The following is a 14,633-nucleotide window of genomic DNA, read 5'->3' as shown; positions in this document are numbered from 1 at the left end:
CGCGGGTTTGCCAAGGGCTAAATGCAAGGCCTGCATGGTAAGCTGAGATAGAGAGAATTGAGATAAAAAATGCGTAAAACTGGTTACTACACCCATCCCGAATGTGGGTTGCACGAGATGGGTGCTGGCCATCCTGAATGTCCTGATCGCTTGAGTGCGATTCAAGACCGCCTGCTGATCAGCGGTGTGGATTTAGGCCTCACGCAGCTGCAAGCCCCCGAAGCCCCGTTGGCAGACATTGAGTTGGCTCATGACCGCATGTACATCGCAGCCTTACGCGGCACCAGCGATCGTTTGCAAGATGATCTGCAAGCCGGTGGCCCTGCCTATTCGCACCTTGATGCTGACACAGCCATGAATTCGCACACTTGGAAAGCCGCGCTGTGTGCAGCGGGTGCTGCTGTCGCAGCCACCGATGCGGTGTTGGCAGGTGAGCTTGAAAATGCGTTTTGCGCTGTGCGGCCGCCCGGACACCACGCCACCCGCAAGCAGGCCATGGGTTTTTGTTTTTTCAACAACGTAGCCATTGCGGCGAAATATGCGCTGGAGCGCCACGGTTTGAAGCGCGTCGCGGTGGTGGATTTTGACGTGCACCACGGCAACGGCACCGAAGACATTTTGGCGGGCGACGAGCGTGTGCTGATGGTGAGTTTTTTTCAGCACCCGTTTTACCCGCACAGCGGTGCCGAGAACTCTGCGGCTAATATGGTGAACATTCCCGTACCGGCCTACACCAAGGGCATGGATGTGCGTGAGTTGATCGAGACCTATTGGGTGCCGCGCTTAGAAGAGTTCAAACCCGAGATGATTTTTATCAGCGCGGGGTTTGACGCTCACAGGGAAGACGAGATGGGTCAAATGGGTTTGACCGAGCAAGATTACAGCTGGATCACGCACCGCGTGCGCCAAATTGCTTTGCGCCACGCGCAAGGGCGTATCGTTTCTTGTTTGGAGGGCGGTTATGACCTGAGTGCGCTGGGTCGCAGCGTAGAAGCGCATTTGCGTGTGTTGGCCGAACTTTGATGAAAACGATGATCCATGAGTGATTTGCAGGAGTTTTGGCTGGACTTACAAAGCCCGGCCATTGGGTTGGAGTTGCTGGGTTTGCTGGCCTGCTTAGGCCTCGCCTGGGGCATCAGCTGGGGACTGGGGCGTGCTCGCCTGGGTCACCGTTCGATTTTGTTTGGTCGCCGTGTGATCGATGGCGTGCTGTTTCCGACACTGTCGCTGGTCTTCACGGTGGGGCTGAAGCTGGGCTTGCTCAAGCTGCAACATGTGCCTGTGCTCAAAGTGGTGGTGCCTGTTTTGGTGTCGCTGGTCATCATCCGGGTGATAGCGCGGGTGTTGACCGCAGTTTTTCCTGGATCGCAAAGCGCACGCGCCTTGGAGCGCGTTGTCTCTTGGTTCGCTTGGGGCTTGGCGGTGTTGTGGATCACGGGCTTATTGGTACCGGCCATGGCTGAGCTGGACAGTCTCACGTTCACCATAGGCAAGACTCGGTTGAGCGTGATGCACATCATTGATGTCGTGCTGACCTCGAGCTTTGTGCTGGTGCTGAGTTTGTGGCTGTCTGCCACGATTGAGCACCGCTTGCTCAACCGTGCCGTGTCTGATTTGTCGATGCGCCGCGTGGCCGCCAACGCCCTGCGGGCCATTTTGTTGTTGATTGGTGCTTTGTTTGCACTGTCTTCATTGGGGGTGGATTTGACCGCGCTCTCGGTGTTGGGCGGTGCTTTGGGCGTGGGTATTGGTTTTGGCTTGCAAAAGTTGGCGGCCAATTACGTCAGCGGCTTTGTCATTTTGTTGGAGCGTTCTCTGCGCATTGGCGATTACGTGCGGGTCGACGGCTTTGAAGGCCGCGTGACCGACATCAAAACCCGTTACACCTTGGTGCGTGCAGCCAACGGCAGTGAGTCGGTGGTACCCAATGAATTGCTCATCACCCAGCGCGTGGAGAACCTCTCGTTGGAAAGCACCCATATGCTGCAAACCTGCACGTTTTGGGTGGGCTTGGAGAGTGATGTGGCCCAGGTGCAGGCCTTGCTGATCGCTGCTGCGTCGAGTGCGCCGCACGTTTTGCTTGATCCTGCGCCTCTTGCTTTGCTGGCTGAAGTGTCGCCGCAAGGGCTTCGTTTTACCTTGAATTTTTGGATGGACGACCCAGCCAACGGCCAATCTTCGGCACGCTCAGGCGTCAATATTGCTGTTTTAGCAGCGCTGAGAGGCGCTGGCCTATGGCTGGTGAAGTCACCACAAGAAGTGGTGCTTCGAATGTGACGCCTGTGGCGTGTGAATTTTTGTGCACAATAGCCAAAAAAGCACGGTCGTTCTAAAAAAGCTGTTGCTAAACCCTACAATCTGACGTTTACGTAAACGTCAATCTGTTTTTACTCAAAACTTGGAGCTTTTGCCATGAAGGTATTGGTCGCTGTCAAACGCGTTGTGGACTACAACGTGAAGGTTCGTGTCAAGTCGGACAACTCAGGCGTGGACATCGCCAACGTCAAAATGAGCATGAACCCCTTTGATGAAATCGCCATCGAAGAAGCGGTTCGCTTGAAAGAAAAGGGTGTGGTGACCGAAGTCATCGCCGTGTCTTGCGGTGTGACCCAATGCCAAGAAACCTTGCGCACGGCCATGGCCATCGGCGCAGATCGTGGCATCTTGGTGGAAACCGCTGAAGAGTTGCAACCCTTGGCGGTCGCCAAGTTGCTCAAAGCCTTGGTGGACAAAGAGCAGCCAGGCTTGGTGATCTTGGGCAAACAAGCGATTGACGACGACTGCAACCAAACCGGCCAAATGTTGGCTGCTTTGGCAGACTTGCCCCAAGCGACATTCGCGTCCAAAGTCGAAGTGGCCGACGGAAAAGCCAGCGTCACGCGCGAAGTGGACGGTGGTTTGGAAACGCTGTCGATCAGCTTGCCCGCCGTGATCACCACGGACTTGCGTTTGAACGAGCCACGTTATGTGACCTTGCCCAACATCATGAAGGCCAAGAAAAAACAACTTGACGTGTTCAAGCCCGAAGACCTTGGCGTGGACGTGACCTCGCGCATCAAGACCTTGTCGGTCAACGAGCCACCCAAGCGCAGCGCTGGTATCAAAGTGCCCGATGTGGCCACCTTGGTCGACAAGCTCAAAAACGTCGCCAAAGTCATTTAATTAGAACTACGCAGGAGAAACACCATGACATCTCTCGTGATTGCTGAACACGACAACGCTTCCATCAAGCCTTCGACCCTCAACACCGTGACCGCTGCTGCCGCTTTGGGCGGCGATGTGCATGTGTTGGTCGCTGGCCACAACGCTGCCGCTGCCGCTGCCGCTGCCGCGCAAATTGCTGGCGTTACCAAAGTGCTGCACGCCGATGGCGCCACTTTGGCTGACGGCTTGGCCGAAAACGTGGCCGCCCAAGTGCTGGCCGTGGCCGCGGGTTACAGTCACTTTTTATTCCCCGCCACCGCAGCCGGTAAAAACGTGGCCCCCCGTGTGGCAGCTAAATTGGACGTGGCGCAAATCAGCGACATCACCCGCGTCGACAGTGCCGACACGTTTGAGCGCCCCATTTATGCGGGTAACGCCATGGCCACGGTGCAGTCTTTGGACGCGGTCAAAGTCATCACCGTGCGCACCACGGGCTTTGATGCCGCTGCCGCTTCGGGCGGCTCGGCTGCCGTGGAGAGCGTGGCCGTTGTGGCCGACTCTGGCAAGAGCAGTTTTGTGAAACGTGAAGTCACCAAGAGCGACCGTCCTGAATTGACAGCCGCCAAGATCATCGTGTCAGGCGGTCGTGCTTTGGGCTCTGCTGAAAAGTTTGCCGAAGTCATGACCCCCCTGGCCGACAAGCTCGGTGCCGCGATGGGCGCCAGCCGCGCTGCGGTCGATGCGGGCTACGCCCCCAACGACTGGCAAGTGGGCCAAACCGGCAAGATCGTCGCCCCTCAGTTGTATGTCGCTTGCGGCATCAGCGGTGCCATTCAGCATTTGGCCGGCATGAAAGACAGCAAGGTCATCGTGGCGATCAACAAAGACGCGGAAGCCCCGATCTTCTCGGTGGCCGATTTCGGCTTGGAGGCTGACCTGTTTGTGGCTGTGCCAGAGCTGGTTGCAGCGCTTTAAGCCTGTGGTTGAAAAGGCACTCTGCGGGGTGCCTTTTTTATTGTTTGTATGGATTCTTGGAGACTCACTGTGAGCTATATCGCCCCCGTCAAAGACATGTTGTTCAACATGCAGTCCCTGGCCGGACTCGACCAGATCGCCCAACTGCCCAGTTTTGAAGATGCCGGTTTAGAAACCGCGCAAGCCGTGCTGGAAGAATGCGCCAAGTTGAACGAGTCGGTGCTGGTACCTTTGAATTGGGAAGGCGACAAGAACCCTTCATTCTTCAAAGACGGCAAGGTCACCACCACACCAGGTTTCAAAGAAGCCTACGCCCAGTTCACCGAAGGTGGCTGGCAAAGTTTGCAGCACCCCGCAGAGTTCGGCGGCCAAGGCTTGCCCAAAACCATTGGTGCGGCTTGCGGCGAAATGCTGAATTCGGCCAACATGAGCTTTGCTTTGTGCCCGATGTTGACGGACGGTGCGATTGAGGCCTTGCTGACCGCGGGCTCAGACGAATTGAAGGCCACCTACCTCGAGAAGCTCATCTCTGGCGAGTGGACGGGTACCATGAACTTGACTGAGCCCCAAGCGGGCTCCGACTTGGCCGCGGTGCGCACCCGCGCAGAGCCACAAGCCGATGGCACCTACAAAGTGTTCGGTACCAAAATCTACATCACCTACGGTGAACACGACATGGCCGAGAACATCGTTCACCTCGTGCTGGCGCGTGTGCAAGGCGCACCCGAAGGCGTGAAGGGCATCAGTTTGTTTGTGGTGCCTAAGTTCATGGTCAACCCAGACGGTACGTTGGGTGCTCGCAATGATGTGCACTGCGTGAGCATCGAGCACAAGATGGGCATCAAAGCCAGCCCGACAGCCGTGTTGCAGTATGGCGACCACGGTGGCGCGGTGGGCTTCTTGGTGGGCCAAGAAAACCGTGGTCTGGAATACATGTTCATCATGATGAACGCCGCGCGTTATGCCGTGGGGGTGCAAGGCATTTCCATCGCTGAACGTGCGTACCAAAAGGCTGTGGCCTTCTCGCGTGATCGCGTGCAAAGCCGCCCCGTGGACGGCAGCATGAAGACCAGCGCGCCCATCATTCACCACCCCGACGTGCGCCGCATGTTGATGACCATGCGCGCTTACACCGAAGGCTGCCGCGCGATGGCCACGGTGGCTGCCGCCGCGTATGACGCGTCGCACCATCACCCCGATGCCGACACACGAAAAGACAACTTGGCGTTCTACGAATTTTTGGTGCCGCTGGTCAAAGGCTTCAGCACCGAGATGAGTTTGGAAGTCACCAGCTTGGGTGTGCAAGTGCACGGCGGCATGGGTTTTATCGAAGAAACCGGTGCCGCACAGTATTACCGCGACGCCAAGATTTTGACCATTTATGAGGGCACCACCGCCATTCAAGCCAACGACTTGATTGGTCGTAAAACTGGCCGCGATGGTGGCCAAACCGCCAAAGGCATTGCCGCACAAGTGGCCAAGACCGAAGCCGATTTGCTCAAGAGCGGCAGCGCCAATGCCAAGGCCGTCGCTGCCCGTTTGCAAGCCGCACGCGAAGCGTTTTTGAACGTGGTCGACTTCGTGGTGGCGGGTGCCAAAACCAGCCCCAACGCCGTGTTTGCGGGCAGCGTGCCTTACCTCATGCTCACGGGCAATTTGGTGGCCGGTTGGCAAATGGCGCGCGCGCTGTTGGTGGCTGAAGAGCAGTTGGCCAAGGGCGAAGAGGCTGCCTTCATGCAATCCAAAATCACGACGGCACGTTTTTACGCTGACCACATCTTGGTCAAAGTGCCTGGCATGCGCGACAGCATCGTCGAAGGCGCTGACAGCGTGACTGAGCTGGCGTTGGACGCTTTTTAAGTTCTTACATTTCTGTCCTGATCCGCGTTTCACTCATTTTTGAAAGTGCAATTCATGTCCAAACTTCCTGCTGCGTTTGATTCACTCAAATTTCCCGTCATCGCCTCGCCCTTGTTCATCATCAGCAATCCCAAGCTAGTGATTGCGCAGTGCAAGGCCGGTGTGGTGGGCTCCATGCCCGCGCTCAATGCGCGTCCGGCTGAGCAACTCGAAGAGTGGTTGATCGAAATCACAGAGGCCTTGGCGGCGCACAACCGTGAGCACCCAGACCAACCGGCTGCGCCGTTTGCAATCAACCAAATCGTGCACAAGAGCAATGATCGCCTTGAGCACGACATGGCCATGTGCGTGAAGTACAAAGTGCCGATCATCATCACCTCGCTGGGTGCGCGTGAAGATGTGAACCAGGCCGCGCACAGCTATGGCGGCATCGTGTTGCACGACGTGATCAACAACAAGTTTGCGAAAAAGGCGATCGAGAAGGGCGCTGATGGCCTGATCGCAGTGGCTGCTGGCGCAGGCGGACACGCTGGTGTGAAAAGTCCTTTTGCTTTGATTCAAGAAATCCGTGAGTGGTTTGATGGTCCCGTTGCGCTGAGTGGCTCCATTGCCACGGGCGGCGCTGTGTTGGCGGCTCAAGCCATGGGGGCTGACTTTGCTTACATTGGCTCCGCGTTCATTGCCACGGATGAAGCCCGTGCCGCGGAAGATTACAAACAGGCCGTGGTGAACAGCACCTCAGACGACATTGTGTTGAGCAATTTGTTCACCGGTGTGCACGGCAATTACTTGGCACCTTCCATTCGCAACGCAGGCTTGGACCCCGAGAATTTGCCAGAGAGCGACCCCAGCAAAATGAACTTTGGTGGCGATGCCAAAAAAGCGTGGAAAGACATCTGGGGCTGCGGTCAGGGCATTGGTGCGGTCAAAGCGGTGGTGCCGACTGCCGAGTTGGTGGCCCGCTTGAAGCGCGAGTACCAAGCTGCGAAGTCACGCATCACCGCCTGATCGCTAACGCTTAGCGCAAGACCAGCACAGGCACGCTGGCGTGCGTCAACACTTGCTGGGTTTCGCTGCCCAGCAACAAACGCTTGATGCCACGGCGACCGTGCGAGGCCATCACGACCAAGTCAGCTTTGTGCTTCTTGACGGTGGCAATGATGGCGTCCGACACGATGTCAGACTTCACCACCACAGCCTTGACCGTCACGCCTTTGGCTTTGCCGGCTTTAACCACGGCATCGAGCATTTTTTTTGCATCGTCAGCCCACTGTGTTTCGATCTTTGAAACTTCGGTCGGGTTCAACGGCAAAGAGCCCTCAAAGTAGCTTTGTGGGTAACGGGGCGTCACTTTCACGGCGATCAACTCCGCACCGCTGAGCGCGGCCAAGGCGATGGCGCTGGCGACCGCTTTTTTGGACAAGGTAGATCCATCGGTGGCAACCAAAATTCGTGTGTACATAAGTGACTCCTGTTTGTGAATGGGTTCAGCTTAGCGTTTCCTTTTTGCCGTGTGTTGATGTAAATCAAGCTTGAGCAAGAAGGACACGCTAGGCTACAGCTTATATGTATTCAGACTCACCGACGGCCTATTTGTTGGACGACCGCCAAGAGTGGTTGCGATTTAGCCAGCCCCATGCGGCCGTATCACCCCAAGTGGCCGATGCCGTGTGGGACTCGCACGTTGTGATTCAAGGCATGCATTGCGCCGCCTGTTCGTTTGCGATTGAAGATGCTTTGTTGGCCGTACCTGGTGTGCAATCGGCCGAAGTCAATGCCACGACACACCGCGCCAAGATCGTCTGGTCAGAAGCGCGCGTCTTACCATCGACTTGGATGGCGGCCATTGCAAAAGCGGGTTACGGCGCTTTGCCTGCTGCAGACAGCAGCTTGCGACAAGCGCGCCAACTTGAAACGCGCCGCGCCTTGTGGCGTTGGTTGGTGGCAGGTTTTTGCATGATGCAAGTGATGATGTATGCCTACCCGGCCTATGTGTCGGGTGAGGGCGACATCACGCCAGACATGGTTTTCTTGCTGCGTTGGGCCTCGTGGGTGTTGACTCTGCCGGTGGTACTTTTTTCATGTGGACCGTTTTTCAGCAACGCTTTGCGCGACATTCGCCAGCGGCGTATCAGCATGGATTTGCCGGTGGCTTTGGGCATGGTGATCACCTTTAGTCTGAGTTCGGCGGCGACGTTTGAGCCCAATGGCCTATTCGGGGGCGAGGTCTATTACGACTCGTTGACCATGTTTGTTTTTTTCTTGCTCACTGGTCGTTGGTTAGAGCTGCGATTGCGTGACCGCACAGCGGGCGCGCTGGACGTGTTGATGAACCGCTTGCCCGACAGCGTCGAGCGGCAACACGCCTACGGTCGTTTTGAGCGTGTCGCGGTGCGTCGCGTGTTGGAGAACGACGTGATTCGTGTGTTGGCGGGTGAGAGCTTTCCGGCCGATGGTGTGGTCTTGCAGGGCCAAACTTTGGCGGACGAGGCCTTGCTCACGGGGGAGTCGCGGCCTCAGCCGCGCGCTGTGGGGGACACCGTGGTGGCTGGAAGCCATAACCTGACGGCCACCGTGCTTGTCCGCGTGACGCAGGTGGGTGAGGGCACGCAGTTTTCCAAAATTGTGGCTTTGATGGAAGATGCCTCGCTGCAAAAACCACGTCTGGCTCAACTTGCCGACCGTGTCGCCAAGCCTTTTTTAATCGGTGTTTTGGTCATGGCCATCTTGGCGGCTGTGGCGTGGTGGCCCAGTGACCCGAGCCATGCCTTGATGGTGGCGGTGGCGGTACTGGTGGTGACGTGCCCTTGTGCCTTGTCATTGGCGACGCCTGCCGCCATGTTGGCGGCGGCTGGCACCTTGGCGCGTCATGGTGTGCTGGTGCGGCGTATGCAGGCCTTGGAGTCGTTGGCCAAGATTGATACGTTGATTTTTGACAAAACCGGCACGTTGACGCGTGATGGTCAGCACATCACGCAAGTTTGGACAGCAGAGGGCATGACGCCTGCACAAGCGTTGCAGATGGCGGCAGCCTTGGCCCAACATTCGGTACACCCTTTGTCGCGTGCTTTGGTGGCAGAGCATCAGGCGTCGGGCGATGTGAACGCGCTTGAAATGGGTGATGTGCAGGAAGTGATGGGGCAAGGCTTAGAAGGCGGGATTGAAGAAACACTGAGATTGGGTTCCGCCCAGTTTTGCGGCGCTCAACGCAAGGGATTGCCTGAGCATGCACAAGCCTGCCAAGTCCATTTATGCAGCGAAACCATGTGGCTGGCGAGCTGGCAGTTGTCAGAGGATGTCCGTGATGACGCGGCCCAGACCGTTCAAGACTTGCAAGCCTTGGGCATCGATGTCTGGCTGTTGTCTGGTGATCAAGACGAGGCAGTGCAACGCGTGGCACACCGTGTGGGCATTGCGCATGCCGCGGGTGCGTGTTCACCGCAAGATAAATTAGCCCGCATGCAAGCGGCGCAAGCCCAAGGTGCGCAGGTGGCGATGGTCGGTGACGGGCTGAACGACGGGCCTGTGCTGGCAGGTGCCCATGTGTCGATGGCGTTTGGCAATGCGGTGCCTTTGGCGCAGTCGACATCTGATCTGGTGTTGATGGGCGGCGGCCTCTTGGTGGTGGCGCGTAGCGTGAAGCTCGCGCGTCACATGTTGCGCGTCGTCAAGCAAAACTTGGCTTGGGCTGCGTTGTACAACGCAGTATGTGTGCCGCTGGCCGCCCTTGGATATTTGCCCGCATGGCTGGCAGGTTTGGGTATGGCCCTGAGTTCGCTCTGGGTGGTTGTGAACGCGCTACGTCTAACGAAAGGGTTTTGATGGATATCTTGTATTTGTTAATCCCTTTGTCCGTGATTTTGGTGCTGTGCATCCTCGCTGGACTTTGGTGGGCCATTCATCAGGGTCAATTTGAAGGTATTGAGCAAGAAGGTGAACGAATTCTGCGTGACGATTGATTTGGATCAATACAAATCCTCGCGACATTGAGGACACTGATCAGAAATGAAAGGTGAACGATGAACGCATCACAACAAGCCGTATATAGCGACAGCGTCGTCAGGCAGTTTTCCATCATGGCGGTGGTTTGGGGGGTGGTTGGCATGTTGGTGGGGGTGATCATTGCCTCTCAACTGGCTTGGCCCGAATTGAACTTTGGCATTCCTTGGTTGAGCTATGGCCGCTTACGCCCGCTCCATACCAACGCGGTGATTTTTGCGTTTGGCGGTTGTGCCTTGTTTGCGACCAGTTACTACGTGGTGCAACGCACCTGCCACACTGTTTTGTTCATGCCCAAGCTGGCCGCCTTCACCTTTTGGGGTTGGCAGTTGGTCATCGTGGCAGCGGCCATCAGCTTGCCTCTGGGTTTCACCCAAGGTAAGGAATATGCCGAACTCGAATGGCCCATTGACTTGCTGATTGCGGTGGTCTGGGTGTCGTATGCGGTGGTGTTTTTTGGCACTGTGGGCACGCGCAAGGTCAAGCATATTTATGTGGCCAACTGGTTTTACGGCGCCTTCATCATTGCGGTGGCCTTGTTGCACATCGTCAACAGTGCGGCCATTCCAGCCGGTTGGATGAAGTCGTACTCGGCTTATGCCGGTGCGCAAGACGCGATGATTCAATGGTGGTACGGCCACAACGCGGTGGGTTTCTTCTTGACCGCAGGCTTCTTGGGCATGATGTATTACTTCATCCCCAAGCAAGCCGGTCGCCCTGTGTATTCGTATCGCTTGTCGATCGTGCACTTTTGGGCTTTGATCTTCACGTACATGTGGGCGGGTCCGCACCATTTGCACTACACCGCCTTGCCTGATTGGACGCAGTCCTTGGGCATGGTGTTCTCGCTGGTGTTGTTGGCCCCGAGCTGGGGCGGCATGATCAACGGCATCATGACCTTGTCGGGCGCTTGGCACAAACTGCGCGATGACCCCATCTTGCGTTTCTTGATCGTGTCCTTGTCCTTTTACGGCATGTCCACGTTCGAAGGCCCCATGATGGCCATCAAAACGGTCAACGCCCTGAGCCATTACACCGACTGGACTGTGGGCCATGTGCACTCTGGGGCTTTGGGCTGGGTGGGCTTGGTGTCGATGGGCTCCCTCTACTATTTGATTCCTAAGCTGTTCGGTCAAAAAGAGATGTTCAGCAAAAAAGCGATTGAGGTCCATTTTTGGATGGCCACCATCGGCATCGTGTTGTACATCGCGGCCATGTGGATTGCCGGTGTGATGCAAGGCTTGATGTGGCGTGCCATCAACGCGGACGGTACCTTGACCTACACCTTTGTGGAGTCTGTCAAAGCCACTTATCCGTTCTATGTGATCCGTATGTTGGGTGGCTTGTTGTACTTGGCCGGCATGTTGATCATGCTCTGGAACGTGATCAAAACGGCCTTGAACGGCCACAAGGTCAGCGTCGCCATTCCTGCACCAGCCCACGACTGAGGAGAAGCACATGTCTGATAACAATTCCAAAGGTTTCTCCCACGCCCGTGTGGAGACCAACAATTTTTTGATGATCGTGTTGATTTTGATGTCGGTCGCCATTGGCGGTCTGGTTGAAATCGTGCCTTTGTTTTTCCAAAAATCGACCACCGAGCCGGTAACAGGTGTGATGCCTTACACCGCGCTGCAACTGGCGGGTCGTGACATTTATGTGCGTGAAGGTTGCTACAACTGCCACTCGCAAATGATTCGTCCGTTCCGTGCTGAAACCTTGCGCTACGGCCATTACTCGGTCGCTGGTGAGTCGGTGTATGACCACCCCTTTCAATGGGGCAGCAAGCGCACAGGGCCTGACTTGGCGCGTGTGGGAGGTAAATACAGCGACGAGTGGCACCGCGTGCACTTAAACAACCCACGAGATTTGGTGCCTGAATCCAACATGCCCGAATACCCATGGCTGAACAAGAATTTGGTGGACGCCGAAGCGATGCCCATTCACTTGAAAGCCTTGCGCACGGTGGGCGTGCCTTACTCGGATGAAGAAATTGCCAAAGCGACTGAAGACGTGAAGGGCAAATCTGAAATGGATGCCTTGATTGCTTATCTGCAAGTTCTAGGCTTGGCCCTGAAATAAGGAGCACACCATGGACGTGAACGACCTGCGCGCAGCTACCACGGTGATCTCATTTACCGTCTTCATTGGCATCATTGTTTGGGCTTTTTCCAAGCGCAACAAAAAAGATTTCGAGGAGGCCTCTAAGTTGCCCCTCGATCAGGACTGAGTGCTGCAAGGTGCTCTATAAAGGAATCGAATCATGAGTGATTTCACAAGTAGTTTTTGGTCGATCTTTGTGGCCGCTATTTCGATCTTTGGCGTCTTGTATTGCGCTTTCTTGTTGTGGTTTTCTGCACAGGTCAAAGTGTCTGCGCATCAAACCGACGACGGCACCACGGGCCATGTGTGGGACGGTGATTTGCGCGAAATGAACAACCCCTTGCCACGTTGGTGGTTGTGGTTGTTCATCATGACCCTTGTGTTTGCGGCGGTGTATGGCGTGGCCTACCCCACGCTAGGCAGTTATGTGGGCGAGTTGGGTTGGACATCGCAGGGTCAATACGACGATGAAGTGGCCAAAGCCAATGCCGATTTGCAACCCTTGTATGCAGCGTTTGATGCACAAACGCCAGAACAATTGGCCAAGGACCCCAAAGCCATGGCTGTGGGTGAGCGTTTGTTCATGAACAACTGTTCCCAATGTCATGGCTCTGACGCGCGCGGCTCCAAAGGCTTCCCTAACCTGACCGACGGCGATTGGTTGCACGGTGGCACACCTGACAAGATCAAAGAAACTTTGACCAAAGGTCGTATCGGCCAAATGCCGCCCATGGCAGCCGCTGTGGGTTCACCCGACGATATTCGCAACGTGTCGCACTACGTCCTGAGCTTGTCCGGTAGTCCACATGACTCTGTGCGCGCAGGCTTAGGGAAATCGAAGTTTGGTGCTTGCGCGGCCTGTCACGGCATGGACGGCAAAGGTAACCAAGCTTTGGGCTCGGCGAACTTGAGCGACAAAATTTGGTTGCATGGATGGGGAGAAGAAGCGATTGCAGCCATCATCAACGTGGGCAAGGTCAACCAAATGCCTGCGCAAGAAGGCCGGTTGACATCCTCGCAAATCCACGTGTTGACGGCTTATGTGTGGGGTTTTTCAAACCAACCTGCAATTGCTGTTGTTGATACAGCGAAGTAATTGCTGTGAACTCAGCTGACGACGCGAAGCAGCGTAAGACCATCCCCATCACCGCTGTGCCTGCAGACGATGAGGCGATGGTGTCGCTTTATGCGGCAGCCAAAAAAATCTACCCCCGATCCGTCCAAGGTGTGTACGCAAAGTGGCGCTGGTTTTTTGTGGCGCTGACGCAGCTGGTGTTTTACGGTTTGCCATGGCTGGAGTGGGGCACACGTCAAGCCGTTTTGTTTGACTTGGCATCGCGCCGTTTTTACATTTTTGGCTTGGTCTTGTACCCGCAAGACTTTATTTACCTGACCGGCTTGTTGGTGATTTCAGCGCTGTCGCTGTTTTTATTCACGGCGGTGGCGGGGCGTTTGTGGTGCGGTTTTGCCTGCCCACAAACGGTGTACAGCGAAATTTTTCTGTGGATAGAACGCAAAATTGAAGGTGATCGTTCTGCGCGCATACGTTTGGATGGCGCCGATTTCTCCCTCGAAAAATTGGTGAAGAAGTGGTACAAACATTTGATCTGGATCGTCTTGTCGATCTGGACAGGCTTCACCTTCGTGGGTTATTTCACACCAATTCGTGATTTAGCCATGGAGTTTTTCACCACGCACATGAGTTCGTGGGAGTTGTTCTGGGTGTTCTTCTACGCCTTTGCGACTTATGGCAATGCAGGCTTTATGCGCGAGCAGGTTTGCAAATACATGTGCCCTTATGCCCGCTTTCAAAGCGCCATGTTTGACCATGACACGCTCATCGTCACTTACGACAGTGCGCGCGGCGAACCCCGAGGCTCTCGCGCTCGCCATGTCGAACTGACTCAACCCCAGTTGGGTGCTTGTATCGATTGCACCCTGTGTGTTCAGGTCTGTCCGACGGGTATCGACATTCGTGATGGCTTGCAATACGAATGCATTTCGTGCGGCGCTTGCGCGGATGTGTGTGATTCGGTGATGGACAAAATGGGTTTTGAGCGTGGCTTGGTGCGCTTCGCCACGCAAAATGCTCTGGGCCAAAAATGGTCATCCAAGCAAATATGGCAGCGCATGTTGCGTCCGCGGGTGCAGATCTACGCCCTGTTTTTGGTGGGCTTGATTGCGTTTGTGTTGGTGTCTTTGAGTTTGCGCACGCCGTTCAAAGTGGATGTCGTGCGTGACCGGTCCACACTCTCGCGCATCACAGAAGTCGGCACTTTGGAGAATGTGTATCGCTTGCAAATCATGAATGCCTCCGAGCGCGCGCAGACCTACCATTTGTCTGTTCGTGGTTTGCCAAATATCCGCATCGAGACTGAAACCGATGTCAAGGTCGATGCCGCACAAGCCCGCTGGGTGGTGCTGCGCGCAGACATTCCCTACGGCTCTGTCGAAGCCGGATCGCACAAAATACAGTTTGAAATTCAAGCGGTGGGGACAGACGACCTGGTGGTTGAAAAATCTGTGTTCATCGTGCCACGCTGAAAGTTGCT

The 14,633-nt window shown here is 55.7% G+C and carries 14 protein-coding genes; 13 read left to right on the top strand and 1 reads right to left on the bottom strand.

Going from position 1 to position 14,633, the window contains the following annotated elements:
• Positions 1–69 precede the first annotated feature (69 nt).
• The 6 genes from B9Z42_RS08220 to B9Z42_RS08195 all read left to right on the top strand — a co-directional run bounded on the left by B9Z42_RS08220 (position 70) and on the right by B9Z42_RS08195 (position 6,987).
• Positions 70–1,023 (top strand): histone deacetylase family protein, encoded by a 954-nt coding sequence (locus B9Z42_RS08220; protein ID WP_100132884.1) that lies wholly within the window; start codon positions 70–72, stop codon positions 1,021–1,023.
• A 15-nt stretch (positions 1,024–1,038) separates the two neighbouring features.
• Positions 1,039–2,277 carry a mechanosensitive ion channel family protein gene (locus B9Z42_RS08215; RefSeq protein ID WP_100132883.1) on the top strand — a complete coding sequence of 413 codons (1,239 nt, stop codon included), beginning with the start codon at positions 1,039–1,041 and terminating at the stop codon, positions 2,275–2,277.
• Between the two features lie 135 nt (positions 2,278–2,412).
• Positions 2,413–3,162 (top strand): electron transfer flavoprotein subunit beta/FixA family protein, encoded by a 750-nt coding sequence (locus B9Z42_RS08210; protein WP_100132882.1) that lies wholly within the window; start codon positions 2,413–2,415, stop codon positions 3,160–3,162.
• 24 nt (positions 3,163–3,186) lie between these two features.
• Entirely contained in the window at positions 3,187–4,119 is a 933-nt protein-coding gene (locus B9Z42_RS08205) for an electron transfer flavoprotein subunit alpha/FixB family protein (RefSeq protein WP_100132881.1), read from the top strand.
• Positions 4,120–4,188: 69 nt separating this feature from the next.
• Entirely contained in the window at positions 4,189–5,979 is a 1,791-nt protein-coding gene (locus tag B9Z42_RS08200; protein ID WP_100133055.1) for an acyl-CoA dehydrogenase, read from the top strand.
• Positions 5,980–6,033: 54 nt separating this feature from the next.
• Complete coding sequence (locus B9Z42_RS08195) at positions 6,034–6,987, top strand: nitronate monooxygenase family protein (protein ID WP_100133054.1); 954 nt, start codon at positions 6,034–6,036, stop codon at positions 6,985–6,987.
• A gap of 10 nt (positions 6,988–6,997) precedes the next feature.
• Here the strand turns inward: B9Z42_RS08195 and B9Z42_RS08190 are convergent, their stop codons facing one another.
• Positions 6,998–7,441, bottom strand: a complete 444-nt coding sequence (locus B9Z42_RS08190) for a universal stress protein (RefSeq protein WP_100132880.1) — start codon at positions 7,439–7,441, stop codon at positions 6,998–7,000.
• A gap of 104 nt (positions 7,442–7,545) precedes the next feature.
• On the opposite strand from B9Z42_RS08190, the gene B9Z42_RS08185 reads away from it, so the two are divergent.
• From B9Z42_RS08185 to ccoG, 7 genes are all read left to right on the top strand, one after another.
• Positions 7,546–9,801 carry a cation-translocating P-type ATPase gene (locus B9Z42_RS08185; protein WP_100132879.1) on the top strand — a complete coding sequence of 752 codons (2,256 nt, stop codon included), beginning with the start codon at positions 7,546–7,548 and terminating at the stop codon, positions 9,799–9,801.
• Positions 9,801–9,938 (top strand): cbb3-type cytochrome oxidase assembly protein CcoS, encoded by a 138-nt coding sequence (gene ccoS / locus B9Z42_RS08180; protein WP_100132878.1) that lies wholly within the window; start codon positions 9,801–9,803, stop codon positions 9,936–9,938. Before B9Z42_RS08185 ends, ccoS begins: the two co-directional genes overlap by 1 nt.
• Before the next feature lie 60 nt (positions 9,939–9,998).
• Complete coding sequence (ccoN, locus tag B9Z42_RS08175) at positions 9,999–11,426, top strand: cytochrome-c oxidase, cbb3-type subunit I (RefSeq protein ID WP_100132877.1); 1,428 nt, start codon at positions 9,999–10,001, stop codon at positions 11,424–11,426.
• Positions 11,427–11,436: 10 nt separating this feature from the next.
• Positions 11,437–12,060 (top strand): cytochrome-c oxidase, cbb3-type subunit II, encoded by a 624-nt coding sequence (gene ccoO / locus B9Z42_RS08170; RefSeq protein WP_100132876.1) that lies wholly within the window; start codon positions 11,437–11,439, stop codon positions 12,058–12,060.
• Between the two features lie 10 nt (positions 12,061–12,070).
• Positions 12,071–12,208, top strand: coding sequence for a cbb3-type cytochrome c oxidase subunit 3 (locus B9Z42_RS08165; protein ID WP_100132875.1), 138 nt, complete (start codon positions 12,071–12,073; stop codon positions 12,206–12,208).
• 33 nt (positions 12,209–12,241) lie between these two features.
• Positions 12,242–13,177 carry a cytochrome-c oxidase, cbb3-type subunit III gene (ccoP, locus tag B9Z42_RS08160; protein ID WP_100132874.1) on the top strand — a complete coding sequence of 312 codons (936 nt, stop codon included), beginning with the start codon at positions 12,242–12,244 and terminating at the stop codon, positions 13,175–13,177.
• 77 nt (positions 13,178–13,254) lie between these two features.
• Positions 13,255–14,625, top strand: coding sequence for a cytochrome c oxidase accessory protein CcoG (gene ccoG / locus B9Z42_RS08155; protein ID WP_100133053.1), 1,371 nt, complete (start codon positions 13,255–13,257; stop codon positions 14,623–14,625).
• Positions 14,626–14,633: the final 8 nt, after the last annotated feature.

It is taken from the genome of Limnohabitans sp. B9-3, from assembly GCF_002778325.1.
GTDB classification, from domain to species: domain Bacteria; phylum Pseudomonadota; class Gammaproteobacteria; order Burkholderiales; family Burkholderiaceae_C; genus Limnohabitans; species Limnohabitans kasalickyi.
This window is presented reverse-complemented; position numbering and strand designations above follow the sequence as displayed.

Bases quoted from the DNA above. Each gene is read 5' to 3' on its own strand.
- B9Z42_RS08220 (WP_100132884.1), top strand. From the start codon at position 70: ATGCGTAAAACTGGTTACTACACCCATCCCGAATGTGGGTTGCACGAG.
- B9Z42_RS08215 (WP_100132883.1), top strand. From the start codon at position 1,039: ATGAGTGATTTGCAGGAGTTTTGGCTGGACTTACAAAGCCCGGCCATT.
- B9Z42_RS08210 (WP_100132882.1), top strand. From the start codon at position 2,413: ATGAAGGTATTGGTCGCTGTCAAACGCGTTGTGGACTACAACGTGAAG.
- B9Z42_RS08205 (WP_100132881.1), top strand. From the start codon at position 3,187: ATGACATCTCTCGTGATTGCTGAACACGACAACGCTTCCATCAAGCCT.
- B9Z42_RS08195 (WP_100133054.1), top strand. From the start codon at position 6,034: ATGTCCAAACTTCCTGCTGCGTTTGATTCACTCAAATTTCCCGTCATC.
- B9Z42_RS08190 (WP_100132880.1), bottom strand. From the start codon at position 7,441: ATGTACACACGAATTTTGGTTGCCACCGATGGATCTACCTTGTCCAAA.
- B9Z42_RS08185 (WP_100132879.1), top strand. From the start codon at position 7,546: ATGTATTCAGACTCACCGACGGCCTATTTGTTGGACGACCGCCAAGAG.
- ccoS (WP_100132878.1), top strand. From the start codon at position 9,801: ATGGATATCTTGTATTTGTTAATCCCTTTGTCCGTGATTTTGGTGCTG.
- ccoN (WP_100132877.1), top strand. From the start codon at position 9,999: ATGAACGCATCACAACAAGCCGTATATAGCGACAGCGTCGTCAGGCAG.
- ccoO (WP_100132876.1), top strand. From the start codon at position 11,437: ATGTCTGATAACAATTCCAAAGGTTTCTCCCACGCCCGTGTGGAGACC.
- B9Z42_RS08165 (WP_100132875.1), top strand. From the start codon at position 12,071: ATGGACGTGAACGACCTGCGCGCAGCTACCACGGTGATCTCATTTACC.
- ccoP (WP_100132874.1), top strand. From the start codon at position 12,242: ATGAGTGATTTCACAAGTAGTTTTTGGTCGATCTTTGTGGCCGCTATT.
- ccoG (WP_100133053.1), top strand. From the start codon at position 13,255: ATGGTGTCGCTTTATGCGGCAGCCAAAAAAATCTACCCCCGATCCGTC.